Below are 17,828 nucleotides of genomic sequence, written 5' to 3'. Positions count from 1 at the left end.
CCAGCGTCTGCTCGATACATTTATAACGACAAGACAGAAGGATTACCAGAATGTGATATTAGAAAAGGCAGATCTGATTATTACAGTTGGTTATGATATTGTCGAGTTTGCACCGATCAAATGGAATCTGAAGGATGACCACAAGATCATTCATATTGATTCACGGCCGTCTGCGATATCCGATCCGTTATGGGTAAGGAGGATATTCTGGTATCTGATGTTGGAGCCTATAAGATGTGGATATCCAGACATTATAACTGCTATGAGCCAAATACCTGTCTGATCTCAAATGGTTTTGCAACGATGGGTATAGCGGTTTCCGGTTCAATCGCAGCGAAGATGTTATATCCGGAAAGAAAGGTACTTGCTGTTACAGGTGATGGTGGTTTCATGATGAATTGTCAGGAGATTGAAACAGCTGTTCGGATGAATGTTCCGATCGTCGTTCTGGTCATGCGGGATGACAGCTATGGTTTGATCAAATGGAAACAGGATGACCGGTTTGGCGATCACTGTTTTGTAGATTTTACAAATCCGGATTTTGTAAAAATGGCAGAGAGTATGCATGCAGTTGGACTTCGTGTAGATAAAACAGAAGATTTGAAGGATGTTCTGGAACAGGCATTTGCATCTGGTAAAGTCTGTATCATTGACTGCCCGGTTGACTATGCAGAGAATACAAAACTGACGGAACACTTAAAACAGATGATCGCAGAATTGGAATGATAAATGTATGAAATGCGCGAAGCACATCATGCAGCTATTTAGAAATAAAAATTCTCATAGTATCCTCTTACCATCTATGATAAAATAGAACCAGTATAAAAGGTACGGAATACAGTATAAAACAAGAGGGTGCACAGACTGGATGCACAGCAGATTGATACAGGGGTGATGCTATGAGAAGATATAGGAAACTGAAAATATTTGTGGCAGGGCTTGCCATGATCGCAGCGGTGGCAACGGGCGGCGGAACCGTATTTGCAGCGGGAACAACAATGGCAGAGATAACAACAGATAAAACGCACGATACTCTGTCAGGAACGGAAGAACAGACAGAGGAAGAAGCGGATACATCTATACAGGTTGAAGATCGACAAGAAGAAACAGATAAAGATGAGATTTTGGCTGCGGAGCCGGAAGAGGATTCGTATGGTTGGGAAGAAATCCTGGGTGACGTAAATGCGGTCACGATGGGAAATGGAATATCCGCCTATAATCTTCGGGAAGACAGGACAGCAACGGACCGGTATTATGATCAGTTGGATGATGTGTCAAAAGAAATCTATAATATCTTATATGATGCCTATAAAGATGGCTCTACAACGAGTACGATCACGTTGAATTATTCCAGCGTGTGGAAGGATCAGAAGATTACGATCACATCGGATAATAAGATGGTCATGCCGGATACCTTTCATCCACAGGTGCTGAGCTGGGAACGTGACATGCTGACTCCGGCATTTCTTGCTCTGATCTATGACCATCCGGAGCTTAGCTGGCTGTCGGGTGCAACCTATTATATGTCATACAAAATAAATGGAATTTCATATTATTCGTCTGAGCTGGATGAGAATAACAGTATGGTAAAAGATGTAACAGTTCCATGTATTACGACCTATATCAAAGAACCATCGGTGAATGCAACAAAGGCGGAGATGGATACGATTGTGTCGGAAGCAACGGAATCGATCAATAAGAAGCTTGCGGGAAGTACATCCAGATATCAGACCATAAAAGAGATTCATGATTATATCTGTAACAGTACATCCTATGCAAAATCTAATACGACAAGCAGTGAATATCAATCGGCTTACAGTGCATTTCGTGACACGAATGGTGATGGAACGGTGGAGACGGTCTGTGCAGGATATTCCAGAGGCTTTAAGCTGTTGTGCGATGCATATGGAATACCATGTGTGCTTGTGACCGGAGTGACAGATACCGGTGGAGCCCATATGTGGGATCTGGTTCAGATGGAGGACGGTATCTGGTATGGAGTAGATGCGACCTGGGATGACCAGACCAGTCGGACCTATTATGATTTCTTTTTGGTTGGATATGCAACGAAGCCGGATCATTTTGCAAAGACCGATTTCGGAAGCTGTCATATAGCAGAAGGCGCCTGGGATGCAAATGGCGCATATGAATTCGTCTATCCGGAACTGAGTACAGACCTGTATCATGAAGATCAAGATGGAGATGGAATCTGTGATCTGTGTAATGCAATGTTAGATGGTATGAGCGCATCACTTGCCGGATATTCGCTCCGGCTGGAGGAGGAGACGGGAATCTGCTTTTATCTGCGGTTTACAAATACAGTTTTAAATGACAGCGGTGCATATATGGAATTTACGATGCCGGATGGAAGCACAACGCAACAGAAGGTGACGGATGCAGAGAAGCAGACAGTAAATGGAAAACAGTATTATGTATTTACCTGTTATGTGGCAGCAAAGGAGATGGCGGATGATATCCGGGCACAGGTATTTCTGTCCGATGGAACTGCATGTGGAACAATATATCGGTATTCGGTTCAGGATTATGCGGGATATATGTTAGACCGGAGCAGTACCTATGCAGCAGAACTTCCGGTCGTGAAGGCAATGCTGAATTACGGAACTGCCGCACAGGAATTGTTTGGTTATCATACCGGTGATCTGGCAAATGCAATTCTGCCGGAGACGGAACGTCAGATAGGAAGCATGGATCTGACTGCACTTGCATCCTATCAGTCCGTGCAGGCAGGAAATATGCCGGATGGAATTTCCTATTATGGAAGCTCCTTGGTGTTGCGTTCAGGAACACTGATCCGTCATTATTTTACAAAAGCAGGTGATGTGGAGCTGAGTGATATAACATTTACCTTAAATGGAAATGCAGTAACTCCGGTATCCGTCGGATCCAATATGTTTTATATAGAAATTCCTGCCGTGCATATTCAGAACATTACACAGATGAATACATTGGCAGCAGGAGAGAGTGGAGCGATAACATATGGTGTTTTAAGTTATGCGTATACGGTGTTGTCGGCTCAGACATATGGAAGCACACTGGAACAGGTTATGAAAGCTATGGTTATATATCAGCAGACAGCACAGACCTATCTTGCCAGATGACACATGCTTGTTCAGAATATAAACGAGGGCAAAGAACTGACAAAATAAAAAAGAATCAAAAAATAGAAATAAAGACGAATTAAAACAGGAGACAGTATACAAGCATGAGTTGTACACGGTCTCCTGTGTTTCTATCCGATAAAATCCGGATCGTTATTTATTTTTTACGAGCCTGTACCATATATTCTTTGAAAGAGGCACGCAGGCTTCGCTCGATATTCGGAATAATATGTCCGTTTTCATTATTTTGCCATACCGCCTGCAGGAAGAATGAATTTCCGGTCAGGAAACGATTCCTTGTAAAGGCATCCGTCTGTTCCTGATCCTGAAAACGACATAATTCGATATCATCATGATATAGAATCTCGGCTGCGGTGTGGAACTGTCCGTCCGTACAGTACCATTTGTAGATACCGTGAAAAGTTGTACGGCAATACCATCCAAGGAAAGTAAAGCCTTTATAACGGAATGGATTCTTTGCCAGTTTTACAATTGCGTTGCCGTCATATTTCTCATTTGGACGAAATTCAATCGATTTTTCCCGGATCGATTTGTTCAATCCAAAAGTAAATAACCGACAGACAAGATTTTTATTCTTAGCAGAGGAAGCATAGATCAGGTTAAATGGTTCCTTCTTAAAATGCGTATCTGCCAGATTGTATTTCTTTTCAACAGAATGGATCGCATTCAGTATGAAATCACCGGAGGCTTTTCGTTTTTCCTCCAGAAGCTGACCAACTTTGCTATAATCGATCGGTTTTGCTGATTTTGTACTGTCATAGATTTTTGTAAAACGGCGATCCTCTAAATCAAAGGTTTTTAAGATTGTATCAACTTTATCGCCATGTCTTGCACCAACATAAAACTGCTTTTCAAATAAGATCGAGAATGCACAGGCATGGAATGAATTTGTAAAGATGTATTCTGCCTGTTCTATATATCCAAGCCATTCATCCGGACCAACATTATAGATGACTTTGTAATCGCCTTCTTTTGGCAGATGGACATTGCTTTCATAGGAGGACAGAATGATAAGTTCCAGACCTTTTTCCTTTGCAAATGCCAGAGCCTTCTGGATGGAGTCAATCGCACGCTCCATTACAGCGTAGAGCAGGACATATTTGCGTTCCTGATTTCTGGGCGGGATCGCAATATCGTGCCAGAATTTTTTATCCTTTAAGAATACAGGATCCAGTACAACCGGAACATCTTTCCCCGTCAGTTCATGAATGTGTTCGGCAAAGCTTGACTCTCTCGCAGCAATTGCCTCGAATGGCGTTGTATATTCGATAAATTCTTTTTCCTGTTCTTTTGTCCAGCCGTTAAAGACACCACGACTGACAGCATATCCGATCTTCGGAGCGTTTTTCATAGGCTCGGCAGCCAGAAAAAATCCACGGTCAAAGCCTTTATCCGGATTGTACTGCCAGATAACATCCGTAGCACAGATGTAGCAGTCAAAATCCAGTTTCTGATCATCCAGATCGTCATGGTGATAGGTTTCTTTGGTGCGGATATAATGAGCATTGATAAAGTTCTCAAATTTCTGATACCGCTTTGGCCATATCGTGTACAACTTGGCAAATTTATTGATCGTAAGTATTTTCAGGTTATGCTTATGTGTCCAGACCTTTTGTTCATCTTTTGTAAGGCCTTCCGGCATTATTTCTGTCAGAGCTTTGTTGTAGCCATGTTGCAGATAAAAATGCAGAGGATAGACCGGATCGTATTCTTTGTTATTGTAGATAGGCATATAGTCAATGACTGTACTTTCGATGCCATGATCTGATAAAAATTGCTGGAAAGCATATGTGTGTAAAGGACACGCAAAATTAAGTGCTTTCGTATGTGTATTTATTGAAATAATCCCTATCTTCAAAACGATAGTTCCTCCCTGAACTTTACATATAATTTATAAACCTTAACAGGCCACATATAGTTTTATTTTATCTTATAATTATATATAAATCAAGCGCAAAAGACAGAATCAGACATTTGTCGTGGAAAATCGATCAGTTAATTCCTTTCATTGTAAGCTGGATCCGTTTCTTGGCAAGATCCACGCTCATAACCTTAACCGTTACGATGTCACCGACGCTGACGACATCCAATGGATGCTTGATGAATTTATCGGACATCTGGGAGATATGCACCAGACCATCCTGATGAACACCGATATCGACAAATGCACCAAAATCGATTACGTTGCGGACGGTTCCCTTTAAGATCATGCCTTCCTTCAGATCCTTCATTTCAAGGATATCACCACGCAGGATCGGCTGTGGCATTTCGCTTCTAGGATCTCTGGCTGGTTTTTCCAGTTCTTTTACAAGGTCGGTGACGGTTACTGTTCCGACACCCAGTTCTTTTGCGAGTGCTTTGATATCACCGGCTGCTTTTGTAATGCCCTTTAACTGACCGGATGCAAGATCATCCATGGAATAACCGAGATGCTGGATCAGTGTTTCAGTAACCTCATAGCTTTCCGGGTGGACAGAGGTTGCGTCCAGTGGATTTGTACCACCAGTGATCCTCATAAATCCGGCACACTGTTCAAATGCTTTCGGGCCAAGTTTAGCAACCTTTAACAGTTCTTTTCTGTTCTTAAAACGGCCGTTTGCTTCTCTGTATTCTACGATATTTTTTGCCAGGGTTTTGTTGATACCGGAAATATGTTCCATCAGAGGAGCGGAAGCGGTATTTAGATCGACACCGACCTGGTTTACGGAATCTTCTACAACAGCGTCTAATGCTTCTGTCAGCTTCTTTTGATTCATATCGTGCTGATACTGACCGACACCGATCGCTTTTGGATCGATCTTGACCAGCTCAGCAAGCGGATCCTGAAGTCTTCTTGCGATTGAAGCAGCACTACGCTGGCCTACATCAAAGTTCGGGAATTCTTCTGTTGCAAGTTTACTTGCAGAGTAGACGGATGCGCCGGCTTCGTTTACGATCACATATTGAATCTTTGTATCCAGCTCATGGATAAGATCTGCAATGATCGCTTCGGATTCACGGGAAGCAGTACCGTTTCCAACTGAGATAAGGGAAATATGATATTTCTTGATCAGATCTTTTAAGATCTTCTTGGATTCTTCCACTTTGTTCTGAGGGGCAGTTGGGTAAATAACCTTAGTGGCGAGCACCTTTCCGGTTGCATCAACGACTGCCAGCTTACATCCGGTACGGAAAGCAGGATCCCAGCCGAGAACCACATGACCATTGATCGGTGGCTGCATTAAAAGCTGCTTTAAGTTGCTGCCAAATACCTTGATCGCGCCATCTTCAGCAGCTTCTGTCAGACTGCTTCGAATATCGCGCTCAATAGAAGGTGCGATCAGACGTTCATAACTGTCAGTTATAGTGTTCCTTAAAATGTCATTTGTATTTGGATTGTCGCGTACGATCACCTGACGGATCAGATAACCGGTGATCTCATCAACTGGTGCTTCAATCTTAACAGAGAGAAATTTTTCCTTTTCTCCACGGTTGATCGCAAGTGTACGGTATCCGGCCATTTTGCGTACAGGTGTGCTGAAATCATAATACATTTCATATACGGATTCTGCTTCCGGATCCTTGGCAGTTGTCATTAAAATACCCTTGTCCATTGTAAGGCTTCGGATTTCTGTACGATATTCAGCGTTATCTGAAATAGATTCTGCAATAATGTCCATAGCTCCGGCGATGGCTTCTTCTGCAGAGTGGACTTCTTTCTCCTCGGATACATAAGCCAGTGCTTCCTCCGGAATCGGCTTATTTGTCATCTGAAGGGAGATGATGTTGGCAAGTCCGGTAAGACCTTTGCTCTGTGCGATTGTCGCACGCGTTTTTCTCTTTGGTTTATAAGGACGATACAGATCTTCCACTGCAACGAGTGTTTCAGCAGCCAGAATTGACTTCTTTAGTTCATCGGTCAGCATGCCCTGTTCTTCGATCGAAGCGAGGACCTTTTCCTTCCGGTCTTCCAGTCCTCTGAGATAAGTGAGCCGTTCATCCAGAGTACGAAGCTGTTCATCGTTTAAAGAACCGGTAGCTTCCTTTCTGTATCTTGCAATAAAAGGGATCGTGCATCCCTCATCTATCAATTTAACGGCAGCAGCTACCTGCTCCTGTCGGCACATAAGTTCCTGACTGATTTTCAAAATAATATCCATAATCGTGAAACCTCTTTCTTAATTTGTATCATTCACCGTAACAGGCAATGACATATATATTGTGCGTTCAAGTCCGCTTGTTGCAACCCGCACGGACAGGTTGGAACATTATATAGTTGAATATTACGGGAAAGCAGAATCTAGTATATGCGAAATCCCGGCAGGATTCAAGCTTGGAGACAGACAAATTATGGAAAAGTACAAGACAGAAAAACGAAGCAGATGAAAAAATGAAGTATCTATAAAATGACAGATTTGCTGGAAAGATATGGGCGGCTGTGTTATACTGAAATAGATACAAGGTGCGGGTGGACATGTCCGGTTATGTCATATTAAATACCAGTTAAGGTACAGAATGGAGCAGAACATGCAGGGTTTTACAAATACAGCAGACAGGAATGAAACAATTTCTTATATAGAAGAATGTGGCTGTCAGACAGAAGCAGCAGAAGCAGATTGCGTGAAGACTGCAATGGCATTTGCCAGGCAATGTCATCAGGGGCAGACACGTCTTGGAAGAGATGGCAAAGTGCCGTATTATGATGAACATATTCTTGGCGTTTACCATATATTAAAGGACGAATGCCATGTAGAGGATGAAACTGTACTTGTAGTTGCGTTATTGCATGATACGGTAGAAGATACGGACTGTACATTTGAAGATATTGAAAAGATCTTTGGTACGGATATCAGGGATCATGTATATTTATTAAGTAAACTTGAAGGAGAGACCTTCTCTGACTATTCAAAACGTCTATTTGACCACGCCCCGGCACAGGTGGTCATGATCAAACTTGCAGACAGACTGCATAATCTAAGAACTATCCTTTTTGTATCCAATCGCAAATGGATCCAGAGAAAAGTAAATCAGACTTATACCGATATCCTTGACCGGTTAGAACAGGTAAAAGACAATCTGGGAGAGAACTATGCTTCCGAGATATCTATGTTAAAAGATAAAATTATCGAACAACTTGCTGTTGTTCAGGCAGAACTGGACAAGAAGCGGGAGACAATTCAATAATACCGATTTCTCTGTCCGTCGGACTTTCGAAATCGTACAGCTATTCGCCCTTCTTGCGCATATCTGTTTATCTGCCAAATAAATAAGCAGCGTTGTCTTTATACAGACACGTTGCTTATTTGCTTGGCAGATTTATTGTCATATGTTTTCAATCTGCCAGTCGATCGGTTCAACACCGTGCTCAGTCAGGAAGTTGTTCGTTTTGCTGAAAGGCTTGCTTCCCCAGAAACCACGATAGACAGATAACGGACTTGGATGCGGAGCTTTTAAGATCAGATGATTCGGATTGTTTAACATCGAAGCTTTTTTTTGTGCATACGATCCCCATAAGATGAATACGATCGGACGATCCTGGCGGTTTAAGATCTCCATACAGGCGTCTGTAAATTGTTCCCAGCCATGTCCCTGATGGGAGTTTGCCTGATGCGCCCGGACGGTCAGAACAGCATTTAACATCAGGACACCCTGCTCTGCCCATTTGACAAGATAACCATTATTGGGTATATAGCAGCCAAGGTCATCGTGAAGCTCCTGATAGATATTAGCAAGAGAAGGCGGGATGTCGACACCCGGCTTTACGCTGAAGCTCAGACCATGCGCCTGCCCTACGTTGTGGTAAGGATCCTGACCGATGATAACACATTTGACCTTTGATAATGGTGTCAGATGGAACGCATTGAATATATCATCGGCAGGAGGAAAGATCTCTCTTGTGGCATATTCATGTCCGACAAAATTAAACAGTTCTTTATAATATTCTTTTTTATATTCGGGCTTCAGTTCCGGAGCCCAGTCATTTGAAATAGCTGGCATAATTCAGACTCCTTATCTATAGTGTATAGGATACGTTTTTCATTTCGAGACGACATTCTGCATTCTGAAAATAAAAAGAGTATCATATGTGTTCATTTTCAAAAATAGTGTAACATAAAGAATATTTAATGTAAATTTTAAGGTGTAATTTTACTCTGAAACATTGTCAGGTGAGAGACTTTGTGGTATCATCTTTTCAAATGAAATTTTTGCAGAAGGGGTGCTGAAAATGGAGAAAGCATATAAGACAATGAAAACTTCAGGCGCAATAAATATTGCATTAGGCGTAGTGGTTCTGGTGCTTGGACTTGCATCCGGTATATTGATGATCGCATCAGGCGGTTGTCTCTTGAAGAACAAACGTCATATTGTATGGTAGGAATGACAATCCTATGCACGCGGATACAGGAAGAACAGTTGCCGCGTGCATATTTTTTGCAGATCTTTTCATGACGGAGTTTTTCTGTAAAAATGGGGTTGACAGACAGCGAGACACTGTGTTAAAGTCGATACAGATAATACGATGAAGAGGAATAGTAGAATCTATGAAGCATTCAGAGAGTTGCCGGTTGGTGTGAGACAACAGTGGAACAGATTTGAACTCGCCTCAGAGTAGCCCGCTGAAAGGAAGTAGGATGGGATGGAACCTGACCATTATAGCAGGAGGATATAAGAGATTCTATCTGTATCTGTAACGAGAGCATACAACATGTATGAAATAGAGTGGTACCGCGTATAACTTACGTCTCTATAGGTGATGAGATGTAGGTTTTTTTATTGCCATATTTTATGTAATATATGAATCGGAGAACAAAAGCCGTTACAGGAGCTTATACAGAAAACAGAAACAGGAGGTTAAACATGAAGAATTTTGAGCATTACAAAAGAGGCTACTATATGCCGCCGGAAAAGTCTACAAAATGGGTAGAAAAGGAATACGTTGATAAGGCACCGATCTGGTGTAGTGTAGATTTAAGAGATGGAAATCAGGCACTGATCGTTCCGATGAATCTGGATGAGAAACTGGAGTTCTTCAAGGAACTTGTACGAATCGGTTTCAAAGAGATCGAGATCGGTTTCCCTGCAGCATCAGAAACAGAATATGAGTTCTGCCGTACCCTGATCGAGAAGGATATGATACCGGATGATGTAACCATTCAGGTACTGACACAGGCAAGACCACATATTATTAAGAAGACATTTGAAGCAATTGACGGCGCAAAGAATGCAATCGTTCACCTGTATAATTCAACATCTTATGCACAGAGAACACAGGTATTTAAGAAATCCCAAGAAGAGATTTTACAGCTTGCTGTCGATGGAGCAAAACTGTTGAATCAGATGGCAGAAGAACATGGAGTGAACTATCCATTTGAATATTCACCGGAGAGCTTTACCGGAACAGAGATCGATTATGCACTGGAAGTATGTAATGCAGTTATTAAAGAATGGAAGCCTACCCCGGATCGTAAGGTTATCATCAACCTTCCTGCAACCGTAGAGATGTCACTGCCACATGTATATGCAAGTCAGATCGAGTACATGAGCGAACATCTGATTGACAGAGAAAATGTTATCCTGTCCTTACATCCGCACAATGACCGTGGCTGTGGCGTAGCAGATGCGGAGCTTGGTATTCTTGCAGGTGCAGACAGAATCGAGGGAACTTTATTTGGAAATGGTGAAAGAACCGGTAATGTAGATATCATCACACTTGCGATGAACATGTTTACACATGGAGTAGATCCTGAACTGGATCTGTCCGACATTCCAAAGCTGACAGAATTATATGAGCGCGTGACAAATATGCATGTATACGAGCGTTCTCCATATACAGGTAAATTAGTCTTTGCAGCATTCTCAGGATCTCATCAGGATGCGATCGCAAAGGGTATGAAGTACAGAGAAGATCAGGGAGACGGCATGTGGACAGTACCATACCTGCCTCTGAATCCGGAAGACATCGGAAGAAAGTACGACGGAGATGTTATCCGTATCAACAGTCAGTCAGGAAAGGGTGGAATCGGTTATATTCTTCAGTCCAAGTATGGCTTTGATCTTCCGGCCAAATTCCGTGAAGACCTTGGATACACAGTTAAAGATGTATCCGATAAGGCACATAAAGAATTATCCGCTGCAGAAGTACTGGATATTTTCCAGCGTACATATGTCAATATCGAAGGTCCGGTTCAGATGTTAGAATGCCATTTTGTGCAGGGCGATGGAATCTCAACGGAGATCACGATCATGAAATATGGTGAGAAGAAAGTATATCATGGTAAAGGAAATGGACGTCTGGATGCTGTCAGCAATGCAATTAAAAAGCATTTTGACATTGACTTCAAGATCATCTGCTATGAGGAGCATGCATTACAGGTTGGCTCTAACTCACAGGCAGTCGCTTATGTAGGTCTGGAAGGAAAAGATGGAATAGTTACCTGGGGTGCAGGCATTAAGGATGATATTATTGATGCATCTGTATATGCCTTAATCTCAGCAATCAACAGAACAGGCGTGTTATAATAAATAAAAAGCCATTCAGCCGGTATAATAATAGTATCGGTTGGATGGCTTTTTAATTTTTTTGAAAAAAGACTATGAAGTCTGGCTCAGCTTTTTATAGCAGTAGCCGATAATATCTTTTCGGGTTACGATACCGATGAACTTGTTGTGGTCGTCGACTACCGGAACAAAGTTCTGTGCCATTGCACGGGCAATCAGATCTTCCATGTTTGAGTTGATTGATACGGAGGCATATTCGAATTTTTTCGGAATGTCGGACAGATGGATATCTTCAGATTCGGACAGATGGTTTAATCCGGCTTTCTTGCAGAACCAGAGAATATCACCCTCGGTGATTGTTCCGACATATTCGCCGTTACCCGACAGAATCGGGATTGCTGAATATCGATGGATCTCCATCTTTTCAAGAATCTGTCTTAAAGTAAATGTATTTTCTATAAATGCAACCTCGCTCTTGGGAGTCAGAAAAAATAAAATATTCATAGGTCAGGTTAAATCCTCCTTTATGTAAAATATATGCTGTTTAAAAGTCATATCTGCCGGTATTGTTTTTGTTGTACCGGTAGTTGTTTTTTCTATTATAGAAGAAGTGGACACGGTTTGCAATTTACATTCTCTTAATTTTGTTTGAAAAAAGTGTGACAGATTACAGAGAAACCAGAGAAAAAACTTCTGGTTGTTTAATAAGGGGTTATTTGTTAAAATAAATATAGTGCAGGCTTGTGCGTGTACATTTACAGACAGGAGGAAAACTATGGCTGCGGATAACGTATATGATGAAGATCAGGAATACCTGATTGAAGCACGTGATACAATCTCCGAATTAGAAGATTTAAAAGATAAGCTGGAGGAGATCAAACTGCTCCAGAAGAAGAATAAACGGGCAATCGTCCGGGAAGAACGGGCGACCGGCGATGAGATCAGTGCCACGTTAAAGAAAAGAAAAGAACAGATCGCTGCAAGCTATGACAGACAGATCGATGTAAATAATTCCAAGATCCGTCAAGTGCAGACGAAGAAGGATAAAAAGAAAAGCCAGAGAATGGAAGATAGGATCAATAAGGAGACGGCAGATATCCGGGAGGAGAATCGTCAGCTGAATGCGACTATCAAGACCTTATTCAAAAAGAACCATGTTCCGCCGTTTTGTAATACGAAGATGTATTATTGTCTGTTTTCCCCAAAAGGCATGAGCGAATTTCTGGAGCTGTTTGTAATTCTTTTGGTTGCATGTGGAGAAATTCCTGCAGCAGTGATAGCGGTTTTGATGAATACAAAGTTTAAGACAGGAAGTCATACTGCAATGTGCGTGTTGATTGCAGCATTGATCATAATTGCTGAGTTTATTATTTATTTTATTGTATTTAACCTGACAAAGGTGAAACATAGGGATTTGATCCGGGAGGGAAGAAGAACCCGCGATAAGATCATAGCCAATGAGAAGGCTGTAAAAGCAATCAAGAATTCAATTGCAAAGGATAAGGATGAGAGTATTTACAGATTGGGTAAATATGATAAAAAGATTCAGGAATTAGAGGATGCAGGTGGAGTGATCAGTGATGAAAAACTGGATGCACTTCGTACATTCGAGAAAGAAACCAAGCAGTTGATTACGGATGAGATTACCGGACGCAGAAAAGAGAAACTGGACCGGTTGAAATCCGAACGTGATACACTGGAAAATGATTTCGGTGATACGCAGAAGAAGATATCTGAATACGAGCTTATGATCACGAACAAATATGAAACATATCTCGGAAAGGATTTTTGTACAGAAGAGAAATTATCTGATCTGATCTCAATTATGGAAGAAGGATCAGCAAGTACAGTATCTGAGGCTATCAAAGTTTATAAGGGAGATGACAGATGATGATCGGCATAGATCAAAGCCTTTCCGATGTATTCTGCCATTTGTTTAACTGTATATAATCTGGTATTCTGGAGAAGATTTGCTCCGGTATGACCAGACAGATTCACAATTCCGGTAATGGACATATCGCCTATTGCCGGAAGTTTTTTATTTACGCCTTTTCCGGGAAAAAGGTGGGAGTTGGTGAGCGTGACCAGTCCCATGTCCTTTGACATGCCAAGAGAGGCATCGACAGCAATCACAAAAGGATTGTCAAAGTCCGCATAAATGTGTTCGATGGTATCCTTGATATTTAAAGCATGGACAGGGTATTGCAGCGTGCCTGCAACCTGATAGGTTGTGTTGTGAGCCAGGATATAATCACCGACCAGAGGACCAAGGGCATCTCCGGTTGCGCGGTCTGTGCCGATGCAGATAACGATGATATCCTTGGAAGCACCATCCATTTCATATATCATTTCTATGATCTTATCCCCAAGTGCTTTACAGGTATGGCTACGGCTGGGATCAAAATATTCAGTTTTTCGTTTCGTTTGTTTTTTGCTGATATTCATAAACACCTTCCAGAAAATGTATCTTACTATAAAGTATTACCAGGATTGATAAAGTTTACACAAAGCTGAAAAATAAAATGTCGAAATAATAAAAAAGAAAAAATATGGATTGCAGGATCTGTTGACAAAATTTGATAAGTACAGGCTATCTGGAATGCTATTATCAGAATTAATCTCAAAATAGAGAACTTTCGATAGAACGAAAGTAAATAAAAGTATGGGGAGTGTTATCATGATAGAGATTGTATATGACAAGGCGACAGCAGAAAAAAATGCAAAAAATGATGGTCACTACAGAATGCCAAAGAATATCAGACAGATAGGAAATGCCCCGGATAAAAAGAAGATATACATAGAAGATTATGTAATGACATTTCTTCGCAAGATTGCAGAGCCGGGAAATACAACCTCCCGCGGTGCGATCCTACTTGGAGAATATTTTAAAGACGGGGATACAGAGACCTTGTTCATCAGTGGAGCGGTAGAAGCACAGAATCTGGAGTTTGATGTAGAACAGATTAAATTTGATGATCATATCTGGAGCAAGCTCTATGCGGATATCAATAAATATTTTGAAAATCTGTCAGTTGTGGGATGGTTTTTATCCAGGATGGGATTTTCAACAGAAATCAATGACAAGATTACCAGACTTCATCTGGAAAATTTTCGGGGAAGAGATAAGGTACTGTTTGTTATGGATTCTCTGGAATGTGATGATGCCTTTTATGTATGTGAGAAGAACCGGCTGATGCGGCAACGTGGATACTATATTTATTATGTCAGAAATGAAGCAATGCAGAGCTACATTATCAGCCGTAAGAATATGTCCTGTGAGGACAAGCAGAACGCAGCAGTACGGAAGGATGCGGAGCTTGTAAAGAATTTCCGCGCCATGCGCGGTGACACACCTGAAAAACCAAAGAAGAACCGCACCTATGTCCGGTATGCAGTAGCCTCTTTTGCAGCTTTATTTGTACTATCCATGGGAGTTGCTGTATCCGGAAACTATGATAAAATGAAGAACATCGAATCTACGATCCGCAAAATGGAACTGGAAAATGGAGATTCCGGGGTACAAGTATTTTCAAACAGCAATACAGAACAGACAATATATACAAAAGATATAGACAGTACGACTGCCGGAACATCGGCTGTTACGGAAACGCAGACAGAGTCTGCCGGCACAGATAAGGCAGGAGTAACAGGATCAAATGGGGCACAGAACAAAACGCAGGTAGATCAACCGGATACAGAGAGTCTGATAACAACGGAACAGACAACTTCACAGGACAATACTCAGGAAAATACCCAGGAGACAATGGCAGAGGGAATTCTGCAGTATTATACGATTAAAGAAGGAGATACATTGATGAGTATTTCGATCAAGATGTACAAGTCTCCGGAATATGTGGATGCCCTGATGAATGCAAATGGAATTAAAGAAGGAGATACAATCTATCCGGGGGAAAAAATAGCTATTCCATCTGTAAACTAAAAATGATATACTGTCCACATGTGAAAAGAAAAACTCTTATTTAAAATTGCAGATAATATAGAGGTATAGTATGACAAAAGAAACAACTGAAGAACTGAATAAAAAAAGAAAACCTGCTTTTGGGAAACGTCGTTTTGAAAAACAGGACAGGACACAGGATACAGACAGCAACATAATAGAAGTAACACCAGGAATGTCAGGAAGATTAAAGCTGCTGATCCTTTTACTTGTGATATTAATTGCAGCGGTAACGATCGTATCCGTGCGCAGATACATCAGCACAAGAGAATATAGAGCATATGACGTGGTGACATCTACCGAGACATCCGGAGATAATATAGCCAATTATGTATTGTTCAGTGATAATGTCCTGAAGGTAACAAAGGATGGAGTATCCTATATTGATCAGAGTGGTAATACTGTCTGGGACTGCAGCTATTCCATGAAGATGCCGCAGGTAGTTGTAAATGGAGACTATGCTGCAGTTGCAGATCTGAATGGCAGAGATGTGTATGTATTTAATAAATCCGGTAAGGTCAGTAACCAGACACTGAACTATGATATTACCAATATCGACGTGGCAGCACAGGGCGTTTATGTAGTGATCCTGTCGGGAGAAAAAGAAAATTATATCAATGCTTACGATAAAGACAGCAAGAGTATATATGAGATGAAGACATCGATCGAGAACAGTGGGTATCCGCTGGATATTGCAATATCAGATGACGGAGCCAAGTTATTTACCAGTTATGTGAAGGTAGACGGGACTTCTGTGCCGGATTATCTTGCAGCCTATAATTTCGGATCTGTGGGACAGAATGAGAATGCGGATCGTCTGATGGGTGGCTTTACCTTTGATGACACCATATTTCCATACATAGATTTTGTAGACAATGACACAGTTGTCTGTTTTGGTGATAATAAGATCGTTGTATACGCCATGTCTGAAAAACCAAGTGAAAAAGCGGAGATCAATCTGGAGAACCGTGAGATGCTTGGTGTATTTGCAAATACAAAATATCTGGGTTATATCACGGCAGATAACGAAGATAGTGACAACAGATACCATATCTATATCTATGATATGAGTGGTAAGCTGACAGCAGAAACGGATTATAACAATTCATTTTCCAATATATATGCAACAGATGATGAACTTATCATTTCGGGGGAATTCGACTGCAGTATTTATTATCTGAATGGAGCAAGAAAGTTTGCAACGACCTTTAATAAGAATCTGATCAATATTGTGCCATCCAAAAATAAGCTGGAGTATATTGCGATATTTGAAAATGAAACCCAGGTGATCAAATTAAAGTTAAAGAACGAAAAGGAGAAAAAATGAATCTGTTAGTTCTCGGAATTCTGGCATTTATTTTGCTACTGGTATTTCGTGGATATAGAAAAGGCTTTTTTAAAAGTGCTGCCAGCGCGATAGGAATTGTGCTGGCAGTTCTTCTTACTGCTATATTATATCCTGGCGTGAATAAACTGTTGTGTCAGTATACCGTTCTGGATGATGTCATAGAACAGAAAATCATAGAAAAATTTGAACTGCCGGAAGAAACAAAGACGGCAACAAGAAATGAAGAGATTGATACGATAGAAAATCTGGACCTTCCGGATAATGTGAAAGGCTGGCTGATTGCAAACTGCAACGGAGAAACGTTCCTGGAGAGTGGGGTGGATAATGTATGCAGTTATATTGCAAAGTCTTTAACAGCGATGGTAATGCGGGGAATTTCCTATGTGCTTACACTCCTGGTGCTGTTGCTTCTTCTTCATATATTGATTATGGTGCTTGATGTTGCAAACTATATACCAATCGTAAAAAGCATTAACAAAGCCGGAGGTGCAATATTTGGTGCCGGACAGGGAATCCTGATTGTCTGGATCTTTATGGGGATTGTGACGCTGTTGTCAACATTTAGCTGGGCATATCAGGTCATACAGATGATCGATGAAAGTCCGCTTTTGGCATGGCTTTACAAAAAAGACATTTTTTTGAAAATAATAGTTGACATCTTGGAAAAGATTTAGTATAGTATCACTTGCTGGTCGCGAGAACAGCTTGAGCAACAAAAAAAGATTGAAAATAATCGAAAAAGTTGTTGACAAACATTAACGATATGTGTTAATATATCGGAGTTGCTGTTCGAGACAGCGACAAACAACGACAAATGATTTCATGATGATTCTCATCTGGAAAGTATGCAGAACATCAAAAAAGAAATTAAAAAAGTTGTTGACAAAGAACACTGAATGTGATA

At 41.2% G+C, this 17,828-nt stretch carries 13 protein-coding genes, 1 pseudogene and 1 other annotated feature; of the genes and pseudogenes, 9 read left to right on the top strand and 5 right to left on the bottom strand.

All coding sequences use genetic code 11. The features are described 5' to 3' along the window. Nucleotides 1-34: 34 nt before the first annotated feature. Nucleotides 35-726, top strand: a pseudogene (locus tag DWW85_RS11240) (thiamine pyrophosphate-dependent enzyme); the annotation flags it as partial. 173 nt (nucleotides 727-899) lie between these two features. Then, nucleotides 900-3,119: a transglutaminase domain-containing protein gene (locus DWW85_RS11235; RefSeq protein ID WP_117808671.1), complete on the top strand. Its 2,220-nt coding sequence runs from the start codon at nucleotides 900-902 to the stop codon at nucleotides 3,117-3,119. Nucleotides 3,120-3,276: 157 nt separating this feature from the next. On the opposite strand, the gene DWW85_RS11230 is transcribed toward DWW85_RS11235, so the two are convergent. After that, nucleotides 3,277-4,998, bottom strand: a complete 1,722-nt coding sequence (locus tag DWW85_RS11230; RefSeq protein WP_181986563.1) for a polysaccharide pyruvyl transferase family protein — start codon at nucleotides 4,996-4,998, stop codon at nucleotides 3,277-3,279. A gap of 133 nt (nucleotides 4,999-5,131) precedes the next feature. Then, complete coding sequence (locus DWW85_RS11225; RefSeq protein WP_117808669.1) at nucleotides 5,132-7,279, bottom strand: Tex family protein; 2,148 nt, start codon at nucleotides 7,277-7,279, stop codon at nucleotides 5,132-5,134. A 355-nt stretch (nucleotides 7,280-7,634) separates the two neighbouring features. Here DWW85_RS11225 and DWW85_RS11220 point away from each other — a divergent pair, with 355 nt between their 5' ends. Then, nucleotides 7,635-8,303 (top strand): HD domain-containing protein, encoded by a 669-nt coding sequence (locus DWW85_RS11220; RefSeq protein WP_117785361.1) that lies wholly within the window; start codon nucleotides 7,635-7,637, stop codon nucleotides 8,301-8,303. Nucleotides 8,304-8,441: 138 nt separating this feature from the next. On the opposite strand, the gene DWW85_RS11215 is transcribed toward DWW85_RS11220, so the two are convergent. Then, the gene (locus tag DWW85_RS11215) at nucleotides 8,442-9,116 is read right to left on the bottom strand and encodes a uracil-DNA glycosylase (RefSeq protein WP_117808668.1); all 675 of its coding nucleotides are present in this window, start codon (nucleotides 9,114-9,116) and stop codon (nucleotides 8,442-8,444) included. 229 nt (nucleotides 9,117-9,345) lie between these two features. On the opposite strand from DWW85_RS11215, the gene DWW85_RS12740 reads away from it, so the two are divergent. Together DWW85_RS12740 and DWW85_RS11210 are read left to right on the top strand one after the other, a co-directional pair. Next, nucleotides 9,346-9,495, top strand: coding sequence for a hypothetical protein (locus tag DWW85_RS12740; RefSeq protein ID WP_021943377.1), 150 nt, complete (start codon nucleotides 9,346-9,348; stop codon nucleotides 9,493-9,495). Between the two features lie 135 nt (nucleotides 9,496-9,630). Next, nucleotides 9,631-9,869 (top strand) — a binding site (T-box leader). A 108-nt stretch (nucleotides 9,870-9,977) separates the two neighbouring features. Further along, nucleotides 9,978-11,639, top strand: a complete 1,662-nt coding sequence (locus tag DWW85_RS11210) for a 2-isopropylmalate synthase (protein WP_117808667.1) — start codon at nucleotides 9,978-9,980, stop codon at nucleotides 11,637-11,639. A 72-nt stretch (nucleotides 11,640-11,711) separates the two neighbouring features. Here DWW85_RS11210 and DWW85_RS11205 read toward each other — a convergent pair whose 3' ends face one another. Continuing rightward, nucleotides 11,712-12,122 (bottom strand): CBS domain-containing protein, encoded by a 411-nt coding sequence (locus tag DWW85_RS11205; protein WP_117808666.1) that lies wholly within the window; start codon nucleotides 12,120-12,122, stop codon nucleotides 11,712-11,714. 271 nt (nucleotides 12,123-12,393) lie between these two features. Here DWW85_RS11205 and DWW85_RS11200 point away from each other — a divergent pair, with 271 nt between their 5' ends. After that, nucleotides 12,394-13,509, top strand: coding sequence for a hypothetical protein (locus DWW85_RS11200; RefSeq protein WP_117808665.1), 1,116 nt, complete (start codon nucleotides 12,394-12,396; stop codon nucleotides 13,507-13,509). On the opposite strand, the gene yyaC is transcribed toward DWW85_RS11200, so the two are convergent. After that, complete coding sequence (gene yyaC / locus DWW85_RS11195; RefSeq protein ID WP_021943380.1) at nucleotides 13,488-14,063, bottom strand: spore protease YyaC; 576 nt, start codon at nucleotides 14,061-14,063, stop codon at nucleotides 13,488-13,490. The genes DWW85_RS11200 and yyaC overlap by 22 nt on opposite strands. A gap of 232 nt (nucleotides 14,064-14,295) precedes the next feature. Here yyaC and DWW85_RS11190 point away from each other — a divergent pair, with 232 nt between their 5' ends. The 3 genes from DWW85_RS11190 to DWW85_RS11180 all read left to right on the top strand — a co-directional run bounded on the left by DWW85_RS11190 (nucleotide 14,296) and on the right by DWW85_RS11180 (nucleotide 17,598). After that, nucleotides 14,296-15,558: a LysM peptidoglycan-binding domain-containing protein gene (locus DWW85_RS11190; RefSeq protein WP_173789106.1), complete on the top strand. Its 1,263-nt coding sequence runs from the start codon at nucleotides 14,296-14,298 to the stop codon at nucleotides 15,556-15,558. A 70-nt stretch (nucleotides 15,559-15,628) separates the two neighbouring features. Beyond that, the gene (locus DWW85_RS11185) at nucleotides 15,629-16,903 is read left to right on the top strand and encodes a DUF5711 family protein (RefSeq protein ID WP_117785366.1); all 1,275 of its coding nucleotides are present in this window, start codon (nucleotides 15,629-15,631) and stop codon (nucleotides 16,901-16,903) included. Beyond that, on the top strand, nucleotides 16,900-17,598 hold the full coding sequence (locus DWW85_RS11180) for a CvpA family protein (RefSeq protein WP_117808663.1): 699 nt from the start codon (nucleotides 16,900-16,902) through the stop codon (nucleotides 17,596-17,598). The genes DWW85_RS11185 and DWW85_RS11180 overlap by 4 nt, the downstream gene beginning before the upstream one ends. Nucleotides 17,599-17,828: the final 230 nt, after the last annotated feature.

The sequence above is a fragment of the Clostridium sp. AF17-21AC genome, from assembly GCF_003461365.1.
Lineage (GTDB): Bacteria > Bacillota > Clostridia > Lachnospirales > Lachnospiraceae > Coprococcus > Coprococcus ammoniilyticus.
This window is presented reverse-complemented; position numbering and strand designations above follow the sequence as displayed.

What these genes read in the sequence shown, in the direction of transcription:
- DWW85_RS11235 (WP_117808671.1), top strand. Translation starts at nt 900, where the DNA reads ATGAGAAGATATAGGAAACTGAAAATATTTGTGGCAGGGCTTGCCATG.
- DWW85_RS11225 (WP_117808669.1), bottom strand. Translation starts at nt 7,279, where the DNA reads ATGGATATTATTTTGAAAATCAGTCAGGAACTTATGTGCCGACAGGAG.
- DWW85_RS11220 (WP_117785361.1), top strand. Translation starts at nt 7,635, where the DNA reads ATGGAGCAGAACATGCAGGGTTTTACAAATACAGCAGACAGGAATGAA.
- DWW85_RS11215 (WP_117808668.1), bottom strand. Translation starts at nt 9,116, where the DNA reads ATGCCAGCTATTTCAAATGACTGGGCTCCGGAACTGAAGCCCGAATAT.
- DWW85_RS12740 (WP_021943377.1), top strand. Translation starts at nt 9,346, where the DNA reads ATGGAGAAAGCATATAAGACAATGAAAACTTCAGGCGCAATAAATATT.
- DWW85_RS11210 (WP_117808667.1), top strand. Translation starts at nt 9,978, where the DNA reads ATGAAGAATTTTGAGCATTACAAAAGAGGCTACTATATGCCGCCGGAA.
- DWW85_RS11205 (WP_117808666.1), bottom strand. Translation starts at nt 12,122, where the DNA reads ATGAATATTTTATTTTTTCTGACTCCCAAGAGCGAGGTTGCATTTATA.
- DWW85_RS11200 (WP_117808665.1), top strand. Translation starts at nt 12,394, where the DNA reads ATGGCTGCGGATAACGTATATGATGAAGATCAGGAATACCTGATTGAA.
- yyaC (WP_021943380.1), bottom strand. Translation starts at nt 14,063, where the DNA reads ATGAATATCAGCAAAAAACAAACGAAACGAAAAACTGAATATTTTGAT.
- DWW85_RS11190 (WP_173789106.1), top strand. Translation starts at nt 14,296, where the DNA reads ATGATAGAGATTGTATATGACAAGGCGACAGCAGAAAAAAATGCAAAA.
- DWW85_RS11185 (WP_117785366.1), top strand. Translation starts at nt 15,629, where the DNA reads ATGACAAAAGAAACAACTGAAGAACTGAATAAAAAAAGAAAACCTGCT.
- DWW85_RS11180 (WP_117808663.1), top strand. Translation starts at nt 16,900, where the DNA reads ATGAATCTGTTAGTTCTCGGAATTCTGGCATTTATTTTGCTACTGGTA.